The sequence below is a fragment of the Marinobacterium sedimentorum genome (assembly GCF_024267675.1).
Lineage (GTDB): Bacteria > Pseudomonadota > Gammaproteobacteria > Pseudomonadales > Balneatricaceae > Marinobacterium_A > Marinobacterium_A sedimentorum.
Map to the genome: position 1 here is coordinate 40,557 of NZ_JALDYX010000013.1, position 23,876 is coordinate 64,432.

General features: G+C 60.2%; 21 protein-coding genes. 17 read left to right on the top strand and 4 right to left on the bottom strand.

The window, feature by feature from the left end:
* The first annotated feature begins 364 nt into the window (after positions 1 to 364).
* From MRS74_RS12600 to dtd, 4 genes are all read left to right on the top strand, one after another.
* A complete protein-coding gene (locus MRS74_RS12600) occupies positions 365 to 1,591 on the top strand; it encodes an AGE family epimerase/isomerase (RefSeq protein ID WP_254580647.1) in 1,227 nt (408 codons plus the stop codon).
* Between the two features lie 117 nt (positions 1,592 to 1,708).
* Positions 1,709 to 3,298: an MFS transporter gene (locus tag MRS74_RS12605; RefSeq protein ID WP_254580648.1), complete on the top strand. Its 1,590-nt coding sequence runs from the start codon at positions 1,709 to 1,711 to the stop codon at positions 3,296 to 3,298.
* 84 nt (positions 3,299 to 3,382) lie between these two features.
* Entirely contained in the window at positions 3,383 to 4,333 is a 951-nt protein-coding gene (gene pip / locus MRS74_RS12610) for a prolyl aminopeptidase (RefSeq protein ID WP_254580649.1), read from the top strand.
* Positions 4,334 to 4,646: 313 nt separating this feature from the next.
* Positions 4,647 to 5,084 (top strand): D-aminoacyl-tRNA deacylase, encoded by a 438-nt coding sequence (gene dtd, locus MRS74_RS12615; protein ID WP_254580650.1) that lies wholly within the window; start codon positions 4,647 to 4,649, stop codon positions 5,082 to 5,084.
* Between the two features lie 10 nt (positions 5,085 to 5,094).
* On the opposite strand, the gene MRS74_RS12620 is transcribed toward dtd, so the two are convergent.
* On the bottom strand, positions 5,095 to 5,781 hold the full coding sequence (locus MRS74_RS12620) for a cupin domain-containing protein (protein ID WP_254580651.1): 687 nt from the start codon (positions 5,779 to 5,781) through the stop codon (positions 5,095 to 5,097).
* Positions 5,782 to 5,824: 43 nt separating this feature from the next.
* Here MRS74_RS12620 and MRS74_RS12625 point away from each other — a divergent pair, with 43 nt between their 5' ends.
* From MRS74_RS12625 to MRS74_RS12645, 5 genes are all read left to right on the top strand, one after another.
* Complete coding sequence (locus MRS74_RS12625; RefSeq protein ID WP_254580652.1) at positions 5,825 to 6,445, top strand: DUF2238 domain-containing protein; 621 nt, start codon at positions 5,825 to 5,827, stop codon at positions 6,443 to 6,445.
* Between the two features lie 498 nt (positions 6,446 to 6,943).
* The gene (locus MRS74_RS12630; protein WP_254580653.1) at positions 6,944 to 9,238 is read left to right on the top strand and encodes a putative bifunctional diguanylate cyclase/phosphodiesterase; all 2,295 of its coding nucleotides are present in this window, start codon (positions 6,944 to 6,946) and stop codon (positions 9,236 to 9,238) included.
* Positions 9,235 to 11,124, top strand: coding sequence for a putative bifunctional diguanylate cyclase/phosphodiesterase (locus MRS74_RS12635; RefSeq protein WP_254580654.1), 1,890 nt, complete (start codon positions 9,235 to 9,237; stop codon positions 11,122 to 11,124). The genes MRS74_RS12630 and MRS74_RS12635 overlap by 4 nt, the downstream gene beginning before the upstream one ends.
* Before the next feature lie 243 nt (positions 11,125 to 11,367).
* Complete coding sequence (locus MRS74_RS12640) at positions 11,368 to 12,228, top strand: cytochrome-c peroxidase (protein WP_254580655.1); 861 nt, start codon at positions 11,368 to 11,370, stop codon at positions 12,226 to 12,228.
* Entirely contained in the window at positions 12,225 to 14,039 is a 1,815-nt protein-coding gene (locus MRS74_RS12645) for a DAHL domain-containing protein (protein ID WP_254580656.1), read from the top strand. The genes MRS74_RS12640 and MRS74_RS12645 overlap by 4 nt, the downstream gene beginning before the upstream one ends.
* 362 nt (positions 14,040 to 14,401) lie before the next feature.
* Here MRS74_RS12645 and MRS74_RS12650 read toward each other — a convergent pair whose 3' ends face one another.
* Both MRS74_RS12650 and MRS74_RS12655 read right to left on the bottom strand, forming a co-directional pair.
* The gene (locus tag MRS74_RS12650) at positions 14,402 to 16,012 is read right to left on the bottom strand and encodes an alanine/glycine:cation symporter family protein (protein ID WP_254580657.1); all 1,611 of its coding nucleotides are present in this window, start codon (positions 16,010 to 16,012) and stop codon (positions 14,402 to 14,404) included.
* A 199-nt stretch (positions 16,013 to 16,211) separates the two neighbouring features.
* On the bottom strand, positions 16,212 to 16,643 hold the full coding sequence (locus MRS74_RS12655) for a DUF3465 domain-containing protein (RefSeq protein ID WP_254580658.1): 432 nt from the start codon (positions 16,641 to 16,643) through the stop codon (positions 16,212 to 16,214).
* Between the two features lie 157 nt (positions 16,644 to 16,800).
* On the opposite strand from MRS74_RS12655, the gene MRS74_RS12660 reads away from it, so the two are divergent.
* Positions 16,801 to 17,301 (top strand): GreA/GreB family elongation factor, encoded by a 501-nt coding sequence (locus MRS74_RS12660; RefSeq protein ID WP_254580659.1) that lies wholly within the window; start codon positions 16,801 to 16,803, stop codon positions 17,299 to 17,301.
* A gap of 15 nt (positions 17,302 to 17,316) precedes the next feature.
* On the opposite strand, the gene MRS74_RS12665 is transcribed toward MRS74_RS12660, so the two are convergent.
* Complete coding sequence (locus MRS74_RS12665; protein WP_254580660.1) at positions 17,317 to 18,198, bottom strand: LysR family transcriptional regulator; 882 nt, start codon at positions 18,196 to 18,198, stop codon at positions 17,317 to 17,319.
* A 132-nt stretch (positions 18,199 to 18,330) separates the two neighbouring features.
* Between MRS74_RS12665 and MRS74_RS12670 the strand changes: the two genes are divergently transcribed.
* From MRS74_RS12670 to MRS74_RS12700, 7 genes are all read left to right on the top strand, one after another.
* Positions 18,331 to 19,056 (top strand): sulfite exporter TauE/SafE family protein, encoded by a 726-nt coding sequence (locus MRS74_RS12670; RefSeq protein WP_254580661.1) that lies wholly within the window; start codon positions 18,331 to 18,333, stop codon positions 19,054 to 19,056.
* A 192-nt stretch (positions 19,057 to 19,248) separates the two neighbouring features.
* The gene (gene rbsK / locus MRS74_RS12675) at positions 19,249 to 20,229 is read left to right on the top strand and encodes a ribokinase (RefSeq protein ID WP_254580662.1); all 981 of its coding nucleotides are present in this window, start codon (positions 19,249 to 19,251) and stop codon (positions 20,227 to 20,229) included.
* A gap of 1 nt (position 20,230) precedes the next feature.
* Positions 20,231 to 21,235 carry a nucleoside hydrolase gene (locus tag MRS74_RS12680; RefSeq protein WP_254580663.1) on the top strand — a complete coding sequence of 335 codons (1,005 nt, stop codon included), beginning with the start codon at positions 20,231 to 20,233 and terminating at the stop codon, positions 21,233 to 21,235.
* A gap of 164 nt (positions 21,236 to 21,399) precedes the next feature.
* On the top strand, positions 21,400 to 21,537 hold the full coding sequence (locus MRS74_RS12685) for a hypothetical protein (RefSeq protein WP_254580664.1): 138 nt from the start codon (positions 21,400 to 21,402) through the stop codon (positions 21,535 to 21,537).
* A gap of 277 nt (positions 21,538 to 21,814) precedes the next feature.
* Positions 21,815 to 22,066: a hypothetical protein gene (locus MRS74_RS12690; protein WP_254580665.1), complete on the top strand. Its 252-nt coding sequence runs from the start codon at positions 21,815 to 21,817 to the stop codon at positions 22,064 to 22,066.
* Between the two features lie 78 nt (positions 22,067 to 22,144).
* Positions 22,145 to 22,414: a MoaD/ThiS family protein gene (locus MRS74_RS12695; protein WP_254580666.1), complete on the top strand. Its 270-nt coding sequence runs from the start codon at positions 22,145 to 22,147 to the stop codon at positions 22,412 to 22,414.
* A 439-nt stretch (positions 22,415 to 22,853) separates the two neighbouring features.
* Positions 22,854 to 23,876: a YeiH family protein gene (locus tag MRS74_RS12700; RefSeq protein ID WP_254580667.1), complete on the top strand. Its 1,023-nt coding sequence runs from the start codon at positions 22,854 to 22,856 to the stop codon at positions 23,874 to 23,876.

Below are 23,876 nucleotides of genomic sequence, written 5' to 3' on the forward strand. Positions count from 1 at the left end.
ATGTCGCTTGAACAACCCATATTTAACCAAACCAGGCGCCCTGCTGCCTTTGTATTCTTGTTCTCTCTTACCCTGAAATCGGGCCATCAAAAAGCAGGTTAAAAGCCCCCGTCCAGAGTAAAAATTTATAAATATCATTTCACTTTCAATAAACTAGAAACATAGAAAACGACCGGCTGATTAGGTCGGCCAGATAGATTGCACTCAATTCAGCGCTTGATCTATTTCGTTATACCGCACAAAACTTCACTTTCTTGCTATGCACAATTCGCCAGCCACTATTGAGCCTTGGGCGGTGGCCACTCGAAAGCAGCCCGGCGCACCTATACTCGTGGGTGTCGTACCTAAGCTATTACGAGACACCATGCAAAATCAGAGCTTCCATACAGCACCCTCCGTTGAAGGTGACTTTCGTTCACGCCGCTTTCTGCAAACGCATATCCACGAGATCATGGGCTTCTATCACCCGCAGTGCATCGATAACGACCTGGGCGGGTTTTACCAGGCCTACCGCGACGACGGCAGCATTTACGATACCCAGAGCCGTCATCTGGTCAGCAGCACCCGCATGATTTTCAACTATGCGATGGCCGCCATCGAGTTCGAGGAGCCCGAGTATCTGGATGCGGTGCGCCATGGCCTCGCCTTTGTGCGGGAAAAGCACCTGAATCCGGTCACCGGCGGGTACCGCTGGGTGCTCAACGGTGAAACTACGGCAGATGACACTAATCACTGCTATGGCCTGGCCTTCGTGCTGCTGGCCTACGCCAGTGCTCTGAAAGCCGGCATCCAGGAGGCCGCCCCCTGGATCGAAGAGACCTTCGTGCTGATGGAGCAGCACTTCTGGGATGCCGAATACGGCCTGTATCGCGACGAGATCAGCGCCGACTGGAACACCGTTGCGCCCTATCGCGGCCAGAATGCCAATATGCACAGCTGCGAAGCCATGATCGCCGCCTTCGAGGCGACGCAGGACTCCAGATACCTCGAACGCGCCCTGACCCTGGCGCAGAATATCTGTCAGCGCCAGGCATCGCTGGCCGATGGTCTGATCTGGGAGCACTACGATGCCAGCTGGCAGGTCGACTGGAACTACAACAGGGAAGATCCCAAAAACCTTTACCGCCCCTGGGGCTTCCAGCCCGGCCACCTCACCGAGTGGGCCAAGCTGCTGCTGATGCTCGAGCGTCACCAGCCGGCAGACTGGCTGCTGCCCTGCGCCCGGCGGCTGTTCGATGTGGCGCTGGCCACCGCCTGGGATCAAGCGCGCGGTGGTATCTACTACGGCTTTGCCCCCGATGGCAGCATCTGCGATGACGACAAGTACTTCTGGGTACAGGCCGAATCCATGGCCGCCGCCGCCCTGCTGGCCGACCGTACCGGTGACGCCAGCTACTGGCGCTGGTACGAACGCCTGTGGGACTACAGCTGGCAGCACATGATCGATCACCGCCACGGCGCCTGGTACCGCCTGCTGGATGCCGACAATCAGCGCCATGACGATATCAAGAGCCCGCCCGGCGGCAAGTGCGACTACCACAGCATGGGCGCCTGCCATGAGGTACTGCGCTGCAGCCATCTGAAGGACTGAGCGACTCCGCTTTAATTTGCGAGGGTACAGCGGCACTGAGGGCTACGCTCACCAGGGGTTCTCGCGTATCGTAGAGGGCTGTCTGGCGGGTGTTCAGCGTCGAAAAGGATTAAACCCATGCAGCAAAAGCTTCTGTACCGTATCAGCCCCATTCTGTTCGCCATCACCGCCTACGCCGCCAGCCTTAACCTGTTCTTCGTGCTGTTGCCCATTCGCATGAATGACCAGGGCATAGCCACCTCGGAAATCGGCATCGCCATGAGTATGTATGCCGCCGGCGCCGTACTGGCGGGGCTTTTCGCCTCACGGGCGGTGCACCGGGTCGGGCATATTCGCGCCTTCGCCAGCATGGCCGCGACCCTGGCCATCATCGCGGTTGCCCACAGTTACCTGACCAATATCTGGCTCACCGGACTGCTGCGCCTGCTAGCCGGTTTCAGCTTTGTAACCGGCTTTATTACATTGGAAAGCTGGCTCAACGTGCTGAGCGACAGTACCAACCGCGGCAAGATTTTCAGCATCTATCAGATCTGCATCGCCCTGGGTTTTGGCAGCGCGCCCTTTCTGCTGAACCTGTCGGTTGACAGCGACCCGCGCCTGTTCGGCGTCATCAGCATATTCCTGTGCATTTCACTGATCATCATGTCCATGAGTCGCATTCCGGTACCGGAAGCCACCGAGCGCGCCCGCGCCATGTCGCTCAAAACACTCTGGGCCTATTCCCCGTCCGGCACCCTGTCGAGCTTCTGTGCCGGCCTCATCAGCGCCGCCAGCGTGTCGCTGATCTCGCTCTATGCCTATGAGCGCGGCTTCACCGGCGTCTGGCTTTCCTTGATTCTGGGCTCCTATCAGCTCGGCGGCCTGCTAACCCAGTACCCCACCGGCTGGCTTGCCGACCGCTATGACAAACGCTCCGTGGCAGCCGGACTGATGGCCTTGGGAATCACCAGTAACCTGCTGATTGTATTCGATTATTTTGTCGGTATGCCCACCGGACTGCTGGTGCTGGTGTTCCTCGCATCGGGTGGCTCCGGCGTGGCGCTGTTCCCGCTGGCGGTCACTCAGGTGTTCGATCACATCGACCTCAAAGACGCCATGCCGGCCACCAGCACGCTGCAGATCCTGCTGGGGATAGGTGGCGTCATAGGCCCGATTGTCGCGGGCTTTCTCATGAGCGCCTTCGAGAGCATCTGGCTGTACTATTACCTGATCGCTGTCCATGCCGCCGTGATCATCTTCCTGCTGGTACGCAAGTTCTTTATCCGCACGGAGCGCCTGAGCGCCAGTGCGCCCTACCGGGTTACCACCCAGCCCACCTCGCTGGGCTCATCCAAACTCGACCCCGGTATCGACTACAGCCTGGCCCAGATCGAAGAGCCGGCGCTCAAGCTGCTGCTGGTGGCACTGCGCCAGCAGCCCAGAGATCCGGCCGAACTGATTCGCGTCACCCTGGATAACGCCGACCTGCAGCCCAGCGATGTCGCTACCAAGATGGTACTGACACTGCCCAAGCAATCGGGCCACCTGATGCGGCTGCTGGTCGAACTCTATCCAGAGCAGCGCCTCGAAATCACCCGCTCACTGCACGACCTGTTCTCGCTGCACAAGGAGCGCATCAACAGCCTGATCGAGGAAGGTCTGATCGCCGGTGCCAGCGAGGCCGAGACACTGGCGGTACGCAGCATTATTGAGCGTTGCAACGAATGACGCCGCCAGCCCCATGCAGGATAGGGCTGCCGGTCTTATACTTGAGCGACACCATCGCCCCTTGCTAGGTAAAAAGGCATCAGAATGCGCACCCTGTATCCCGACTTTCCACCCCATGCAGAACACCGTCTGCAGGTAGACGAAATCCACAATCTGTATGTGGAAGAGAGCGGCAATCCCCAGGGGATTCCAGTGCTGTTCGTGCACGGCGGGCCGGGGGGCGGCTGCAGTGCGTCCCAAAGGCGCTTCTTTGATCCCACCAAGTACCGCATCATTCTGTTCGACCAGCGCGGCTGCGGCCGCTCCAGGCCCCACGCCTCCCTTGAAGCCAACACCACCTGGCATCTGGTGGTCGACATGGAACAGATTCGCCAACACCTGGGCATCGATCGCTGGCTGCTGTTTGGCGGTTCCTGGGGATCTACTCTCAGCCTTGTTTATGCACAGACACACCCCGAAAGAGTGTGCGGCCTGATACTGCGCGGCATTTTTCTGTGCCGCGATCAGGATTTACAGTGGTTTTATCAGCGCGGCGCCAATGCCCTGTTCCCGGACTACTGGGCGCAGTTCGAGCAACCGATTCCGCCGGCAGAGCGCGGCGACATGCTGAAGGCCTATCACCGCCGACTGACCGCAGACAACGAAATTGGCCGCTTGTCCGCCGCCAAGGCCTGGTCCATCTGGGAAGGCCGCTGCTCGACGCTGGACCCCAACAGCCAGGTTGTCGATCACTGCGGTGATCCGCACGTTGCCCTGGCCATGGCCCGTATCGAGGCACATTACTTCGTCAATCAGGCTTTCCTTGAGCCCGACCAGATTCTGCGGGATGCCCACATAATCCGCGATATTCCCACCGTTATCGTGCAAGGCCGCTACGATGTGGTCTGCCCGCCGGAGCAGGCCCACGCCCTGCACAAGGCGCTGCCCCAGGCCGAACTGCACCTGGTGCGCGACGCCGGTCACTCGGCGTTCGAGCCCGGTATCATCAGCAACCTGGTGGAAGCCACCGACGACTTCGCCCGCAGCCTCGCTTGAGCGGAGCTGCCTGTGGGAGCTCACTCTGTGAGCGAATCATTCGGGCACCCTCGCAGCCTGTAGGACTTAACACTGCTCTACTGCGGAAAAGCCGATTTTGGCCATTTTTTGAGCGTTTTATTGTTAAATAGAACCACTATTCGCCGCAAAATCTCTCAAAAACTGACTCAAAACGAACTTTCCCTCGCTACAACCGGTCAAGTCCGACAGGCTGCTGGCGGTACCGAAGCCATTCGCCCGGAGACCGGGCTCCCACTTGTTCTGGCACATCGGCACCCTTAGCATGCCCTATTTTTATTCCGGGATGACAATAATGAAGGCTTTGATACAGCGGGTCAGTCAGGCCCAGGTGATGGTGGGTGACGAATGCACCGGGCGCATAGGCGCCGGCATTCTGCTGCTGCTGGGCGTCGAGCGCAACGATGACCCGGCAGCGGCCGACAAATTGCTGAGCAAGGTACTGGGATATCGTATTTTCGGCGACGAAGACGGCAAGATGAACCTGAATTTGCCCCAGTCCGGTGGTGGCCTGCTGGTTGTATCCCAGTTCACCCTGGTGGCGGATACCCGCAAGGGTCTGCGCCCCGGTTTTTCCTCCGGCGCCAGCCCTGCACTGGGCGAGCAGCTGTACGATTACTTTGTACAGCAGGCGCGTCAGCGCCACCCCGAGGTGGCCTGCGGCCGCTTTGGTGCAGACATGAAGGTCACACTGACCAACGATGGCCCCGTCACCTTCCTGCTTGAAAGTTAAACCTGCGCTTTTAATCCGCCGCCGACACCGAGCGCAGCGCCGCCAGGCCCGCTTCCTTGATATACAACTTGCAGCCGGTCTTGCTGGCCGGGCGGTGCTTGGCCCCGGCCGGCAGACGCAACCAGTCATGGCACTGATAGTCACTCTGGTCGTCGTTAAAACTGCCTTCGATCACCAGTATTTCAACGCCGCCGGGATAGACGCGTGGCGCCAGCAGAGTGTCCGGGCTCCAGCGCTCCAGCCGCATGGTTTCGGCATAATCTTGCTCCTTATACAGCATCTTGAACTCCACGCCAGCCTCCCTCGGCTGCCAGTCGAGCGCCTTGGTGATGACCGAAAAATGGTGCCGAGATCCTGCGTACTGCCGTAATTTGACGAACAGCAGGCAACCCTCCTTCGATGAGGGCGCATGCTCAAAGCCCGCCGGGCTGAGCAGGTAGCTGCCCGCGGGCCAGTCGCCTTCCTGGTCGGTAAAGACGCCCTCCAGCACCAGGATTTCTTCCCCATCCGGATGGGAGTGCAGCGGAAATTCTGCCCCCGCGGGATAACGCACCAGGGATGTCACCTCTCCGCCCTCGGCCGTACCCACCAGATGCAGCCGCTTGCGCAGTACTTCGCCCCCGGGGCTTGGCAGCCAGGGCTCCGCGTCTGTGTGGATATGGACACGCCGGGCCATATCGCCATTGACTGCTATCATGTTCGCACCCTCATGTTATGAGCTCGTTGCCAAGGAGCCGCCTATGCATACCGTTACTGAACGCAAGACCGCGGCACTGCTGTGGCTGCTGGTGTTTGGCGCCGTGCTGCTGTGGTCCGGCATTGAGCCCAAGGACCGCCTGACCTGGTGGCTGGAGGTCATGCCGGCGCTGGCCGCCCTGGCCCTGCTCGCCGCCACACGGCAACGCTTCCCCCTCACGCCGCTGTGTTACGGCCTGATCCTGCTACATTGCATCATCCTGATGGTAGGGGGGCATTATACATATGCCGAGGTGCCGTTATTCGATCAGATTGCGCAATGGAGCGGCAGTTCACGCAACAACTACGACAAGGTCGGACATTTCGCCCAGGGCTTTGTACCGGCCATTGCCGCGCGGGAGATTCTGCTGCGTCGGGACGTCGTCAATGGAAACTACTGGCGCGCCTTTCTGATCGTCTGTTTCTGTCTCGCGTTTAGCGCCTTTTACGAGCTGATCGAATGGTGGGTCGCTCTGCTGAGCGAAGAAGCCGCCGACTCTTTTCTGGGTACCCAGGGATACGTTTGGGATACCCAGTCCGACATGCTCATGGCGCTGATCGGGGCCATTACCGCACTGCTGACGCTGTCGCGGATGCAGGACCGACAGCTGCAGCAGTTTGTCTGATATGACCACCCAAGTGTGCAGAATAGCCGAATGATGCTTATGCCTTTTACCGGGCGCAAACGCGATCCATCATATATTGGCCCATAATGGAGCAACCCATACTGTTGTGCTTAACTAAAAGCATGAAGTTTAGTACTACAAAGCTATTTCGACCTACCAAACCAAAGGGACTTGCAGGATGCACGTTGTTACCCAGGTAAGGGACAGGAGCTGCGAGCGCAAAAATTCCAGCATCAAATCTTTACGTTTTTTGCCACGCGAAGACGCGATAGCGGCCGCCTTTTCTTCATGGGAAAAGAGTAACCAAGCCCTGCCCAATGGAAGCACAGCTCACCGCATCAGTGATCCAAGCCCTGCGGCCTCAGGAATCAAACCCGAACAGCCTCTGTCTGGGCATAGACACTCTGTATGGCTGCAATACCGGTTCAATAGAGCCGACGTCAATTCGAATAGATCCCATCGACAGGAAATACTCCGTCTGTGCCGGGAGCTAATCCTGTGAATCGACCGCCGACTAGCTGCAACCAGCGCATTCTGGTGGTCGACGATACCCTGTTGATTCACCAGGACTTCCAAAAGATACTCGGCGATAGCCCGGATACTCAGGAGGCACTGGCTTCGGCCGAGGCGGCGCTGTTCGGCGATGTTGCCGTACAGCGGCAGTGCTTCGAGCTCGACTCGGCATTTCAGGGACAGGAGGCCCTGACCAGGGTCACCTCCGCGCTGGAGCAAAAGCGGCCCTATGCCATGGCCTTCATCGACATGCGCATGCCTCCCGGCTGGGACGGTCTGGAAACCATTGGGCGCCTCTGGCAGGTCGACCCTCGACTGCAGGTCGCCCTCTGTACCGCCCACTCCGATTACTCCTGGGAACAGATGGCGGAACGCCTGGAGCTGGGTGACCGACTGCTGATTCTGAAGAAGCCGTTTGACTCCATCGAGATCCGCCAGATGGCCTGCGCACTGACCGTGAAGTGGCAAATGACCCAGGATGCAGCCTTCAAGATGAGCTCTTTGGAACAGGCCGTCGAGGAGCGAACCAGGGAGCTGTCGGACGCCAACATCATCGTTCAGAACAGCCCAACGATTCTTTATCGCCTGCGTGGCGAACCCTCCTTTCCGCTCATGTACATCTCCCACAACATCACCAAATTCGGCCACGATGCCGCCGAACTGGTGGCATCACCCGACTGGGCGCAAGCACTGATCAATCCCGACGATCTGGCCATGGTCGATACGGCCATGGCACGAGTACTGGATAAAGACGCCGAGGGCGCCTCGATCGAATTTCGCCTGCGCACCGGCGATGGAGATCACCGCTGGGTCGAGAACCGCTATATTCCGGTACGTGACAAGGACGGCCGGTTGATTGAGGTCGAAGGCATCATCCTCGATATCACCGAGCGCAAGGTCGCGGAGGAGAAAATCGCGCTGCTCGCCCGCACCGACGGACTCACCGGCCTGGCTAACCGGGCGACCTTTCTCGAACGCCTCAGCCAGGCCTTCGCCGCCAGCAAACGCGGGGCTGCGTCTTTCGCAATCTTTTACCTGGATCTCGATCATTTCAAGCAGGTTAACGACACCCTTGGCCATCCCGTGGGTGACTTGCTGCTGCAGGAAGTGTCGGTGCGCCTAAGCAACTGCACCCGCAAGGATGATGTAATTGCGCGCCTGGGCGGTGACGAGTTCGCCATACTGCAAATGGACATGATTGAACCTGCGAACGCCGCCGCACTGGCGGCCAAACTGCAAACCACGCTGGCGCTACCCTACCTGCTTAACGGCAACGATGTCCGCATCTCGGCCAGCATCGGTATATGCCCGTATGTGCCCAGCAGCACTGCAGCGGACGCCATGCTGGCACAGGCCGACCTGGCGCTTTACCGCTCCAAGGGAGAGGGCCGCAATCAGTACCATTTCCATTCCGAAGATCTCGACCAGGAAGTGTTCGATCGGATGACCCTGGCGAACGATTTGCGCACAGCGATCGAACAGAACGAGCTGGAACTCTATTACCAGCCAGAGGTGGAGCTGTCGACCGGAAAAATCCTCGGCATGGAGGCACTGGCGCGCTGGAACCACCCCGAGCACGGCCTGCTGGACGCAGATGCGTTTATCCCCATTGCCGAGAAAACCGGCGCCATAGTGGCGCTCGGTCATTGGGTACTCGAACAGGCGTGCCAGCAAATGCATCTGTGGCGCAACCAGGGCACGGCGCCGCCGGTGATCACCGTAAATCTGTCGCTGGCACAGATCAAAAGCGGTAACGAGCTGGTACGGGATGTCTCCACCACCCTTGCCAAATGGGGGCTGCAGCCATCCGATCTGAAGTTTGACGTGACCGAAGCCACGCTGGCCCAAACCAAATGGACACATAATGACGTGCTGCCGCAACTGCACGAGCTTGGCGTAAAGATCGCCATAGACAATTTCGGCACCGAATACTCTTCGTTCGATTACCTCAAAACCTATCGCGTAAACCACCTCAAGATTGCCCAGAGCTTTCTTAACGCGGCCACCGACGACGCCGACAGCGCCACGACGGTCCGCGCCATTATCAACTTTGCCCGCGAACTTGGCATCGGCATCATCGCCGAAGGCGTCGAAACCCAGGAACAGCGCGCCCTCCTGATCTCGGCAGGTGCCACAACCCAGGCGCAAGGCTTCTACTTCAGTGCAGCGGTAGACAGCGCCCGCGCCAGCGAACTTCTCCAGTTTGGTAGCATCCTGCCAACTGAGCTGGGTGGGCGCTCCGCCAGCAGGCCGAAAGCGCCGCCAAAGGTATTCCCATGAATATCCAGGCCCACGCAGGCAACCGCCGCATCCTGGTGATCGATGACAACCCCGCCATTCACCGGGATTTTCGCAAGATACTCGATCCGGGTTTCGATAAAGATGAGGCGCTCGCCTCAACCGAAGCGGCCCTGTTCGGCACGACCCGCGTTACGCGCCCGACCTATGAACTCGATTTTGCATTTCAGGGGCAAGAGGCGCTGAACATGGTCGAGCGCGCGCTGCAGGACAACAGGCCCTATGCCATGGCATTTATCGACATGCGCATGCCGCCCGGATGGGATGGCGTCGAGACCCTGGAGCACCTCTGGCGGGTCCAGCCGCTGCTGCAGGTTGCCCTCTGCACCGCCCATTCCGATTATTCCTGGGAAGATATGACGGAGCGCCTCGACCTGGGTGACCGGCTGCTCATCCTGAAAAAGCCATTCGAATCGATCGAGATTCGCCAAATGGCCAGCGCGCTGGTGGCAAAGTGGCAGATGGCACAAAAGGCGGCTCTGAAGATCGACAGCCTTGAGAAAACCGTTGCGCAAAGCGCTTGCGAGTTGCAGGAGCTGGTCCATTTGTTCCACTACGACGACCTCACCGGCTTGCCAAATGCCGTATTGCTGCAGGATCGCATGGCACAGGCCGTGGCCATCGCCTGCCGTCAGCGTAAAAGCCTGGCAGTGATGTACATCGGTCTGGATCGCTTCAAACTCATCAACAATGCTCTGGGGCACACGTCCGGTGATCTTTTGCTCACATCGGTTGCTGCATGTCTGGTGGCAACGGTGCGCAAATCCGACTCCGTTTTTCGCAACAGCGGGGACGAATTCGTGATTGTGCTGCCCGATTTGAGACTCCCGCAACAAGCCATTTCTATTGCAAACAAGCTACTGACCACACTCAGAAAGCCACAATCTATCGATGGGCAGAACCTCAACATCACCGCCAGCCTGGGTATCAGTACCTATACGAACACAGGTAAGCACGCGGATACCCCGGTCGCGAACGCGGAAACCATGGTCGCGAACGCGGAAACCGCGATGCACAATGCCAAAGAAAATGGACGCGATAATTTCCAGTTTTACAGCCCGGACATAAACCGGCGTGCCCGCGAGCAGCAATCAATCGAAGCCGGGCTGCACAAGGCCCTGGAAAGGCAGGAATTCATACTGCACTACCAGCCGAAGCTGAATCTCAAAACCGGAACTATTACCGGAGTCGAGGCACTGATCCGCTGGCAGCATCCGGAGCGGGGATCCGTGCCCCCCGGCCAGTTCATCCCCGTTGCCGAGTACAGTGGCCAGATTATACCCATCAGTCGCTGGGTACTGCACGAAGCCTGCCGCCAGGCCAGAGCCTGGCGGCAGGCCGGATTACCGCAACTGATCATGGCGGTCAATATTTCCGCCGTCGAGTTTCGACAGCCGGATTTCCTGGACAGTATTCGTACGGTCTTAGAGGAAACCCAGCTGGAGCCTCGCCTGTTCGAGCTCGAGCTCACTGAAAGTGCGCTGATTCAAAATGTCGAGTTTACAGTCTCGATCCTGCTGGCACTCAAAGACCTGGGCGTGCGGATGGCGATTGATGACTTTGGCACCGGCTATTCAAGCTTGAGTTATCTGAAGCAGTTTCCAGTCGATGTACTGAAAATCGACCAGTCGTTTGTGAAAGATATAGGCAAATCGGACAGTGATGCCATCGTCAGCGCCATTATCAGCATGGGCCAAAGTCTCAGGTTTAAAATCATCGCCGAGGGCGTCGAAACACGGGAACAGCTGGACTTTCTTCAGGCCCGCCAATGCGAAGAAGGCCAAGGCTATTACTTTAGCCGGGCGGTTACCGCTGAGGCATTTGCCGCGCTGCTGGCAGGCGGCATTATAGTGGGGGCGGACGTTTAGGGCGGCCCGCTGGTGGGTAAACTCCATCAACAGGGGTATTTCCAGGCGGTATCGAACCGGGCCGGGGCCGTCCCTTGCGACGGCAGTGGGCTAATGAACACAAACCCGCCATTCATGTTTGGCCAGGAGCAAGGAAGAATCCGAATGCCCATGCGCCCTCTGTCATTTAGCCTCGCCTTACTGCTCGCACTGCCGTGTCCGTTGGACGCGTCCCCGCGCAATGAACCGATCAAGCCGATATCCTTGACTCGAACCGCAGATCCGGCGCGAACCGAGCTGGGTAGCCGACTGTTTCACGATGTTCGCCTGTCTGCCAACAACCGTGTGGCGTGCGTTAGCTGTCATGATCTGACCCACGGTGGCGCCGACAGCCGGGCCCATTCGCTGGGCATCAGTGGCAAGCCAACGGCCGTGAATACCCCGACCGTGTTCAATGCGGCGCTGAACTTCAGGCAGTTCTGGAATGGCCGCGCAGACTCGCTGGAGGCCCAGATTGACGCCGTGATCGAGAACCCCGACGAGATGGGCTCAACATGGCCGGACGTGGTCGCCAAGGTGGCACAGGACGCCAGCTACAAGACGGGCTTCACCGAGGCTTACCCCGACGGGGTAACTCAGGCAAATATCCGCAATGCGATCGCTACGTTCGAGCGTACGCTGCTCACTCCAAACTCGCCCTTCGACCGCTATCTGCTGGGTGATACCGACGCCATCAGCGCCGACGAGAAGGCCGGCTATCTCAAGTTCAAGCAGTACGGCTGTGTTGCCTGCCATCAGGGGGTGAACATCGGCGGCAACATGTACCAGAAATTTGGCGTCATGGGGGACTACTTCAAGCAACGCGGTAACCCGACCGACGCCGATCTGGGCCGATTTCTGGTCACCCGGGACGAAGAAGACAGGCACGTTTTCAAGGTACCAAGCCTGCGCAATGTTGCACTCACTGCGCCCTATTTTCACGATGCATCGGCCAAGACGCTGGAGGACGCCGTCGATGTGATGTTCAGGTACCAGCTGGGCCGTGCCGCATCACCGGAAGACAAGGGGTCGATCATCCGATTTCTCAAAACGCTCACCGGTGTACAGGAGACTAGCCTGCAATGAAAATGCCCCTACAGCTTCGTACGGCCAGCCTGGGGCTGGTATTCGCGGCGCTCCTGGTGTTTTTGTACATCAAAAACCCGGCGTATGACGCAACAGCCTACTTCGAAAGCATCGCGTTGCTGCGCCAGATCAAGCAGCTGGATGCCCGCTGGGAGCTCGACGCACTGAAATCGAAGATCGGCGTAAACACCAGCTACGACCCGCTGGTCAACCCGCTCAGCGAGCTGGACAGACTGCGCGAGCAAGTGAACAGGCTCGGCATCCAGCAACTTCAGGGCACAGCCGCCGACTGGAACCGCAGTTTCGGCGCCTACCAGGACATCACCGAACACAAAACCAGCCTGATAGAAGGCTTCAAAACCCATAATGCCGTGTTACGCAACTCCCTGGCTTTTTTACCCACAGCTGCAAGCGATGTTCAGGATGCTATTTACCATTTGGCCCACCAGGAGCAAGGCGGCAAGCGGGAGGCACTGGAGCACATAGCGGCGCAGGTAGACAGCGTGCTGCTGAGCAGCCTGGTCTTCAGCCAGGCCGACACCGAAGGCAAGGTGTCGGAAATCATCACGGAGCTGGATGAGCTGGCCGCTGTGTCTGGGTCCCTGCCCCCCGCCATCGTTTCCGGGCTGGAAATTTTCATGGCCCATGTACGTACCCTCATAGACGAGAAAAAACGGGTTAACGGGCTCCTGAGCGGTATTACTTCGGTGCCGGTCGCGGCACACATTGACGATCTCGAGTACCTGCTCAGCCAGGAACAGCAGCAGGCCGCGGCACGCACCCTGCAGTACCGGCAGTACCTGCTCTTCCTCTCCGCCATACTGGCGGGCCTGCTGCTCTACGTGGCCAGCCGGCTGGTACGCAGCTATGCGGTGATCAACCGGGTCAATCAGCAGCTCCAGACGGCCAATGACAGCCTGGAACAGCGGGTGCAGGAGCGTACCCTCGAACTTCAGCAGGCACAGGGCAAGCTGGTGGACTCCGCACGCCAGGCAGGCATGGCGGAAATCGCCACCAATGTGCTGCATAACGTGGGGAATGTGCTCAACAGCGTGAACATCTCGGCCGAGCTGACCATGCGCCAGGTGCGCACATCCAAGGTCCAGGGCCTGGCCAGGGCCATGCAGATGCTGAATCAGCACGCCACGGATCTGGGCGACTTCATCACCCATGACGACAAGGGCAAACTGTTGCCAGGATATCTGAATCAGCTGGCCGAGGCGCTGCAGACCGAACAGCAAAGCATCCTCGACGAGCTTGGGCAGTTATCCCGCAGTGTCGATCACATCAAGGAGATCGTCTCCACCCAGCAAGCCTATGCCGGCGCCGCCAACCTGGTCGAACCCCTGCAGATAGGCAGCCTGATCGAGGATGCCCTGCGCATGAACAACAGCGCGCTCGACCGCCATCAGGTCACCGTGGTCAAGCAATTTTCCGAGGTGCCGGTACTGTTACTGGATAAGCACCGACTACTGCTGATCCTGATCAACCTGATCAGTAATGCCAAGAACGCGATGGCCGACCTGGCCGAGCATGCCCGCACACTGACCCTGAGCGTGACCATGGTCGATACGGACACACTGCAGATCGGCGTACAGGACGATGGCGAAGGCATTGAGCCGGACAACCTGACTCGCATCTTTACCCATGGATTCAGCACCCGCAAAGATGGCCACGGCTTCGGCCTGCACAGTTGCGCGGTGGCGGCAATGGAGATGGGGGGCAGCCTGAAGGCCCACAGCGATGGACCGGGCAAAGGCGCCCTGTTTACCCTTGCGTTACCCTGCCAGACAGAAGAGAGCACTCTATGACCGACGGCGGCATCGCCTAATTACCAGCGCGCAAATGCGACACCCCGCGGCCCTGGCAGCCTGTCTGGCTTGACCGAACCTGGCGAGGGAAAGACCGATGTGCGCCAGTTTTTAAGCTCTTTTAAAGCGATAAATCGGCAGTATCGCCGATTTACACCTAGCAAGCTACAAGGATGCCGCTTGCGAATAGTGCTTCTATAAAAAGTATAAAAAGAGCCTGGAAAATGCCCCCCTCTTTGCCCAGGAGAATCGGCCCTTGCGCACGACGGCATGGATACAGCAGCCAGGGCGCAGCAGGATGCCCGAGCCGGGTAGATCAGTGTGAAGTCCGACCGGCCGCTGGCGCAGCTAAAGTCCGGTACCTAACGCAGTTTTGCTAATGGCACAGCCGATTCCGCGCTCTGTGCAGGCTCCGCGGCCGGCTGCTGCAACCGGCTCCGGTAGGCCCGCAGTTCCCGCCGTACCAGCGGTGCAAGCAGGTAAATTCCCAGCACATTGGGCACACAGATCAGAAACACCATGGCATCGGAGAAGCTCAGTACGGCCTCCAGCTGGATCATGCAGCCCAGCGCCGCAAAAATGCAGAACACCAGTTTGAAGCCCAGATCCGCCCCTGGTTTTTCCCCCACGATGTAGGTCCAGCCCTTGAGGCCATAATAGGACCAGGAAATCATGGTCGAGAACGCAAACAGCATGGCGGCAAAGGCCAGCAGCGGTGGCGACCAGCTCAGCTGGCGCTCAAACGCCGCCGAGGTCATGGCCACGCCGCCCTCTATGTCGGTCAGGCCCGGCTGGTAATAGAGCGTGGTGATGATGACCAGCGCCGTGAGGCTGCAGATCACGATCGTATCGATAAAGGGTTCAAGCAGGGCCACGTAGCCCTCGGTCGCAGGCTCTCGGGTGCGCACCGCCGAGTGGGCGATGGCCGCCGACCCCAGGCCCGCCTCGTTGGAAAACACGGCGCGCTGAAAACCGACGATCATGGCGCCCAGGGCGCCGCCGGAAACGCCTGTCGAGGTGAAAGCGCCGTCCCAGATGGCCTGCAGCGCAAAGGGCAGAGCTTCACGGTTCAGCAGAATGAGCAACAGCGCCAGCCCCACATAGAGCACGGCCATAAAGGGCACCACCTTCTCGGTGACCTTCACGATGCTGCGAATGCCGCCGATGATCACATATCCCACCACCGCGGCCGTGACCACACCGAAGAGCCAGCCCTTGTCACTGAACCAGCTCTGCTCCTGGCCACCGGTGGCCGCCACAAATTGCTCGAATGCCTGGTTGGACTGAAACATATTGCCGATTCCCATGGCACCGATAACGATGCCCCAGGCATAGAGCAGCCCCATCAGCCGCCCCATGCGCAGCAAGCCCCGGCGGGCCAGGCCATCACGCAGGTAATACATGGGGCCACCGGAAATTGAGCCGTCCTTATTGTGCTGGCGAAACATCACCGCCAGGGTGCATTCGACAAACTTGGTGGACATGCCGAGAAAGCCCGCCACCAGCATCCAGAAGACAGCGCCCGGGCCACCAATGGCAATCGCCACCGCCACACCACCGATATTGCCTATACCTACGGTGCCGGACAGTGCCGTTGCCAATGCCTGAAAATGGGATACCTCCCCCGCGTCACCGGGGGTAGAGAAATCACCACGCACCAGTCGCAGCGCATGGGGCAAGCCTCGCAGGTTGATAAAGCCCAGATAGAGGGTACAGAACAGAGTTCCGGCCACCAGCCAAAGCACCACCAGCGGCAGTTGCACGCCCAGCAGCTCAACACTGTAGAACACCAGGCTGGAAAACAGCTCGCTCAGCGGCGCAAGCAGTGCATTGACCTGGGCATCCAGCCCTTGGGCCCGGCACAGAGGCGCCAGTAGCAGTAGCAGCAGCCCGAGGGGCTGGATGATGCGAAAACGTCTGATACGGCGGACACGAAGGTCCGCCTGTAGACAGGCAACAGGTTTACAGGTCATTGGGCTGGCTCCCGAAAGTTGTTCTTGTTAGGAGTGAAGGCCCCAACCGGGTAGCACCGCAAAAGCGGGCATCCGGCCAGCAGAGGGCTAATACTATAACGATCAGGGCTCGGGTAGCCGAAGAACCAGTTGCAGCCCGATGCTGGGACCAGTGACCTGCCCTGCAGGCTGTAAGCTATAAGTGATACGCGTTGGGTATTTACTCGTAGCGCCGGCCCTTGTGGCGCAGCCAGCCGCTTGCATGATTTCCCCTTGGATCATGGTGCGTCCAGTGCACCACGCCACCGCGGTCATTCCACTCATACTCGCCGTAAAACTCCACCTCATCACCTTCTCTCAGGCTGTCGATACGCGGCGCAAGGTCGATATTGTGGGCAATCAGCAGGGTGCCGCCACCGGGCAGATCCAGGATAAAACGCTGGTGCCGGCTGCCCTTAAGATCATCCGCCAGCAGCCGCGACACCCGGCCGCTGCCTTGCACCTGCGTATCGCTTTGCCGCCTGGCGATCACCTGCATCAGAGCCGCGTTCGAGACAGCAGCAGATTCAGCCACAGCACCGGTCGGAGCCATGCGCTCCAGCACGCTGAATCCACCCACTGCCAGCAGCACCAGCAACAACCATTTTTTCATGCGTTCAGTCCAAAGGTTTCCAGCGCTCAATCTCAGGGGCGCCAGGTTACGGTTAAAGAGCGACATCAAAGTAACCAATCGCGCCCTGCGGTACTTTGCGACTGGCCAACAGAGCAGCCAGGATTTAGCTTAAGGTTTTAACCCAGTGAAGCCTGCCATGAGCCGAGCCTTTGTAAAAGAAGACAGTGACCAGCCGGAGCGCCTGCCGGATCGGCCGCTGAGCGAGCACCCCAACTATATGACTGTCGAAGGCCACCGCCACATGCAGGCCTCGCTGCAGCGGTGCGAACAGGAAATCACGGCCCTAAAGGCCGGCGATGACTGGGCCGCCAGTACCCGACTGCCAGCCCTGGAGCGGGATCTGCGCTACTACCGTGCGCGGCTGAAAACAGCCCAGGTTCTGGAGCCCGCCAGCACCACGGCAGCAACCGTACGTTTTGGCTGCAGCCTGCACTTTATCGACGAACTGAATAACGAACACCGGTTTCGCATTGTTGGCGAAGACGAAGCCGATATAGCCCGGGGCCTGCTCAGCTGGACGTCACCGCTGGCCAGGACCCTGCTGGGTCGCAGCCTTGGCGATTGCCTGCGCTGGCAGCGTCCGGCCGGTGACCTTGAGATAGAGATCACCGCCATCGACAGCCGCCCCCTGGATTGAAATGCCCGCGGCAGTTCAGCCCCGTGCGGCGGTCATCTCCTGCCAGAACCCCTGGGCCAGCTCGCTCAGAGGCATGTCCCGCAGCCGGATCAGGTAAATCGGCACCCGGCTGCGGGAACTAAAGTTTTCCACCTCCAGTGCGACCAGCTGCCCGGTCTCCAGCTGGGTCTGCATCATCTGCTCCGGCATGCGCGCCCAGCCCATGCCCGCCACCAGCAGGGCTTTTTTCATTTGATAATCCCCTACATACCAGCGCTGCCCGCCCGGAATCACATGGACGTGGTCAAAGGGCGCCTGGGAGCCGGTATCGCTGAGCAGAATATGCGGGCGGCCGCGCAGTTCGCTTTGGGGCAGTACCCGGTTGCCTGCCGTGTCGAAATACCCGGGCGCCGCCACTGTCAGCATGTCGATGTCGCCGACACGGACAAATTCAAAGCGCTCATCCAGGCCCGTATGGGGTCCCAGGGCCAGATCTGCCTTTTCCTGCAGCAGGGATTCCACTATTCCCGACAGGTGCTGGGTATTGATGCTCAGATGCATCTGCGGATAGCGCCCACAGAACTCCTTTACGGTTTGCAGCCACAGTGGATAGGCGCACATGGCACTGAGAGACAGCGCCAGCGACGGCGCTGCGTCCTGGGCCAGGTGATGCCCCAGGGTTTCCAGACGCTGCACCTGCCCCAGCAGCTTGTGGGCTTCACGGTAGAACGACTTGCCCGCAGGCGTCAGCGCGGGTCTGTAGCTGTCACGGTTGAACAGCTGCAGCTCGAACTCATCTTCCAGCGCCCGCACCGCGGCACTCACCGTGGACTGGGTCTTGAACACCTGGCCTGCGGCGGCGCGAAAACTGCCCCGCTCCACCACGGCAATAAACGCCCTTAGCTGCTCATTGGTCATGCCGCCGAAGCTCCGGTTAATGAATGATAAAAACGATCATTATGAGCTAAACATATCGTTATCATACGTTCATAAACCGGTCTACTCTAGCCCCATATTGAAGCGATTTCCAAGCCGAAGGAGCATCCTGCATTGGATCTGACACTGTTATGCGTACTGGCCGCGGGCCTCATCACCGGTTTCTCCAAGTTTTCCGTCGGCGGCATGGGGCTGCTCATCCTGCCGGTACTGATGATTGCCGTGACCGGCCCCGAAGCCCTGGCCATACTGGTGCCCATGTATGTTGCCACCGACCTGATGGCCATCGCGATGTACAGACGCGATATCAGCTGGGCGGTGCTGGTGGCGCTGCTACCGCCGGCCCTGATCGGCGTTGTGCTGGGCACCTGGCTGCTGGGCAACCTGGATACCAGCGTCTTCACACCCATGCTCGGCGGGCTTATTCTGGCCATGATTGCGCTGGGGCTCTGGCTGGATCACAGACCCGCCGGCATCATGCGCCATCCGCTGGCGGCCAACATCACCGGCCTTGCCGCGGGCTTTATCAGCATGGTCGCCAATGCCGCCGGTCCGCTGTTCAGCCTTTATCTGCTGGAACAGCGGTTGTCCAAGGATGCCTATGTCAGCACCCGCGCCTGGGGCTTCATGATCATCAACGGCGCCAAACTGCCGATGCTCTGGACCCTGGGCCTGATCACCCAGGACAGCCTCAGGCTCAGTCTCTATGGTCTACCGGCCCTCATCCTCGGCGCCAGCATCGGTTACTGGCTGCTGCGCCGGCTGAAACTGGCGCAGTTCAAATGGCTCATCCGCATCATGGCCAGCCTCGCCGCCATCAAGCTGTTCGCCTTTAGCTGAACGGTCTGACGGAACAGTAGACGGTCGACAATCAGGGCCGCCCCAGGCTGTTCGCTGCACGGGCTCCGGGTAATGTGCAGTGCGCCCGGCGGGTGCTGCGCGGCGGCCGGGACGCAACCGCCGCGGACCGCTATAGTCAATGAAGACACTGGCGCCGGATCGCTGCCGGACCGCACGCTTTACATTTTCAAGGTGAACGCATTGGAAGTTTCAAACGAGAACCCGGCCCCCGACGCAGCGCCCCCCAGCTGTGATGTGGTCGTGGTTGGCAGCCTGAACATGGACCTGGTCACCCGCACGCCGCGCCTGCCGCAACCGGGCGAGACACTGACTGGCAGCGGCTTCTCGATCACCCAGGGTGGCAAGGGCGCCAACCAGGCGGTCGCGCTGGCGCGGCTTGGCGCCTCGGTGGCCATGATCGGCTGCGTCGGCGACGACGACTACGGCCCTGTGCTGCTGGCCAACCTTGCCCGCGAAGGCATTGATCATCGCGGCGTGCGTATCGAGCACGGCTGCCCGACCGGCATCGCCGCCATTACCGTCGACGATAGCAGCCAGAACAGCATCATCGTGGTACCCGGCAGCAACCACGCGCTAACCCAGGCCGATATAGAACCCTTAGATACGCTGTTGCGCGACGCCAGGCTGCTGGTCTGCCAGCTCGAGGTGCCGCTGGATACGGTGCGCTTCGCCCTGCAGGCCGCTCGCCGCCACGGCTGCACCACCCTGCTCAATGCCGCCCCGATCCTGCCGCTGGACGATGCCCTGCTGGCCCTGGTCGACTGGCTGGTCGTCAATGAAATCGAGGCCGCCGCACTGGCCGGCCAGGCCATTGACACGCCCGACGACGCACGGGCCGCGGTCGCGCACCTGCGCAGGCGGGGCTGTCGCAATGTACTGATTACCCTGGGCGCCCAGGGCACGGTCGCGGCCTTGGGTGACGAGCTGCGCCATTTCAAAGCCCAAAAAGTGGCGGCCATCGACACCACCGGCGCCGGTGATACCTTTGTCGGCGGATTCGGCGCGGCCATTGCGCAGGGTTTGACACCGGAGGCGGCGATCCGTCTCGGCCAGGCCGCCGCGGCCATTGCCGTGACGCGCACTGGCGCCCAGACCGCCATGCCCTATCGCGATGAAATCGCCAGCCAACCCAGCAGCCACCGGGAAACATAAGATGCAAGCGGACCAGACCCAGAACAGGACCGCGCCAACCAAGGTCCTGTTCGATACCGACCCCGGTGTCGACGATGCCATGGCCCTGCTGTTCCTGCAGCACCATCCGGCCATCGACCTGATCGGTGTCACCACGGTGCATGGCAATGCCCATATCGATGTCACCACCCGCAACGCCCTGTACCTGTGCGAACGTTTCGGCATCGAGGTGCCGGTCGCCCGGGGGGCGCGCCATCCGCTGCTGCAGTACAAGGCCGAGCCTCCGACCTTTGTCCACGGCGACGATGGTCTGGGCAACGTCGGCCTCAGCTTCGAGCCGACCCGCCAGGCGGACGACCGACCCGCCTACCGCCTGATCATCGATACCCTGCGCCAGCATCCGGGCGAGGTGACCCTGGTCGCCGTCGGCCCCCTGACCAACCTGGCGCTGGCGGTCAAGGAGGATCCGGAGATCGCGCAACTGGTCAGGGAGGTCGTGATCATGGGCGGCGCCTTTGGCGTCAACGGCCAGGGCGGCAATGTGACCCCGGTGGCCGAAGCCAACATTATCGGCGATCCGCACGCGGCCGATATCGTCTGTACCGCGCCCTGGCCGGTCACACTGGTCGGTCTGGACGTCACCCACCAGGTGCTGATGAGCAACGACCTGTTCGGGCAATTGCGCGACCGGGGCGGTAGCCACGGCCAGTTCATGTGGGATATCTCGCGCTTCTACGTCGACTTCTATAGCAGCCGCGAACAGATCCCGGGCTGCTACGTGCACGATTCCAGCGCCGTCGCCTACGTCATAGATCCAACCCTGTTCGAGGTGCGCCGCGGCCCGGTCCGCGTCGTCGACAGCGGCATCGCCATCGGCCAGACCGTGCAGCAGCCAGACGACCGCAGCTATGCACCCGGTCCCTGGGACGGCTACCCGTCGCAGAACGTGTGCGTGGCGGTGGATGCCCCGCGCCTGCTGCAGCTGTTCATGGATACTTTCGTGCCGACGGCCGCTGCCGCCCGCTAGTGTACTGCTTCGCTCTTAGAGGCGCTTTTAGCACCCATTAGGGCGAAACGACAGCACGCGGTTTGCGGCAGCGGATCCTGCCATCAAACGCTGTTCGATTGGCTATGCTTAGGGCGTGCCTTGGGCTTTGCCCGGCACGCCTGCAACTGACCGGACACCCGCCCATGCTGCTGACCGTGGCCCATTTCGATTTCCCCTATCAGGCCCAGATCGCCCGCGCTCAGCTCGAAGCCGAGGGCATCAATGCCTGGGTCGCCGATGAATTCACCATCAGCATGCAGTGGCTCTACAGCAAGGCTTAGGCCCTGTTGACGCTTGCGGATATGTCCTGCCGGGACTGTATTCGAACAAGACAAGGCGGGAGTTGCGTGGTTTGGTTGCTCCAAATAAGCGGCGAGCAACGCCGTATTGTGCGAAAACAGCCCCGGCCCATCAGGGTTGCCCTGCAAAACGCCTCATACCGCTTCAGCGAACTTGCACAGGGAACCACCCTGAGCGGCGTCCGCTTCATTGTCTGAGGGGTTTTGCAGGGCAACAGAACACATCCGCAAACATCAACAGTGCCTACACGGTGTGCGGGTGCAGGTCGAACCCGAGCAACTGTGGCGGGCGCAGGAGATTCTGGCCCAGGACCGCAGCCAGGATGTGGAAGACCAGGAAGGCTGTGAAGCCCTGGTCTGCCCCCGCTGTGGCAGCTGCAACACCCGCTACCAGGCGGTGGGTCGCCGGCTTGCCTTTCTGGTGTTTCTGGGACTCGATTTCCCGCTGTTTCCGGTGCGCAACGCCGTGCACTGCCAGGATTGCGGCAGCCTCAGCCGGCTTGATGACTAAGCAGGCCGACAGCCACGGTCTGAGGCTGGCTGTACTATTATCGAAAGACGATTCTCAGCCTGTTGTTGCAAACATGCCATGGCAACCATCAGTTTCACTTCCCATCTGCAGCGCTATCTCGATTGCCCTTCGCTGAGCGTCAGTGCCGGCACCCTGCGCGAAGCCCTCAGCCAAGCCTTTGCCGGCAATGCCCGCCTGGCGGGTTATATCCTCGATGACCAGCAGCGGCTGCGCAAAAACATCGCTATCTTCATTGATGGCCAGCAGATTCAGGATCGCCGCCACCTGAGTGACAGGCTCAGACCCCAGTCCGAAATTTATATACTGCAGGCACTTTCCGGTGGCTGACAGAGCCCTGCGCGCCTGACGACAAACACCCAACTGCGGGGACAGCAAGATGCAACTCAGAGTCGGCACACGCAAGGGGCTGTTTATTTTTGACCGGATAGCGGCCAGCCAGCGGCAATCGGCTGGCCTTCGGCTCGACCACCGGCGGCCTGTGGATAAGTGAAGATCAGGGCGATCACTGGCACTGCCTGTCCAGCCACCTGCCGCCCATCAATGTGGTGCAGTTCAGTCCCTGACAGCTCCCGCCAACGTCTGCGCGGCCGGCGAACTGGCATCAGATCTTCGGCTATCTGGCCCTAACAGTTGCCGGCTGGATCCATAAGAATGGATTCAAACCCCGTGACGCGGCATCTCGCTGCGACCCGGTGCGGCGTGCCGCAACCGGCGACCAGGCCGCGCTCAGCACTCATAAACCCAATAAAATTCGAGTTACTCGCCCATGAAACAGCTGGTCGCACACCCCATCGACAGACTCGGTGAGCTCAAGCAACGCTACTTCCCCGGGCTCTGTGTCGCCGTGACCATCGGCATTGCCGCGACCTTCCTGTCCCAGCGCTACGGCGCGCCGGCCATGCTGATGGGCCTGCTGCTGGGCCTGGCGTTCAATTTCCTCAGCGAAGAACCGCGCGTGGTACCCGGCATCGAGCTGGCTGCCAAATCCCTGTTACGCCTGGGCGTGGCGCTGCTGGGGCTGCGCATCACCTTCTCCGATGTACTCACCCTCGGCTGGCCGCCGCTGCTGATGGTCTGTTCGGCGGTGCTGCTGACCATCGGTTTCGGCATCGTCATGGCGCGCCTGCTGGGCTTCAGCAGCCGCTTTGGCACCCTCACCGGCGGTTCCGTCGCCATCTGTGGCGCATCCGCCGCCATGGCCATCAGCAGCGTGCTGCCGCAAACCGAACAGACCAAAAAAGACACCCTCTTTACCGTGATCAGCGTAACCACTCTGAGCACCCTGGCCATGGTGCTCTACCCCATGATCAGCCATGAGCTGGGGCTGACGCCGGCCGAAGCCGGGCTTTTCCTCGGCGGTACCATCCATGATGTCGCCCAGGTGGTTGGCGCCGGTTACAGCGTGTCGTCCGAGGTCGGTGATCTGAGTACCTTCGTCAAGCTGCTGCGCGTCGCCATGCTGGTGCCTATCGTACTGACCATCGGCGTGGTGATTCGCCGCTCCATGGCCAGTCGCGGTGAAGTCGGCGGCGGCAGTGTCGGGGTTCCGGGTTTTCTGATCGGCTTCGTGGTGCTGTTCACGCTCAACAGCCTGGGCTGGATCCCACAGATGATCGTGCAACCGCTGGCAGACAGCGCCTCCTGGCTGCTGCTCACCGCCATTGCCGCCCTGGGTGTACGTACCTCGCTGAAGGAAATCCTCACCGTGGGCCTCAAACCGGTGCTGCTGGTGGTCAGCGAAACCATCTTTATCGTGCTGCTGGTACTGGGCTTTATAACCCTGAGCTAA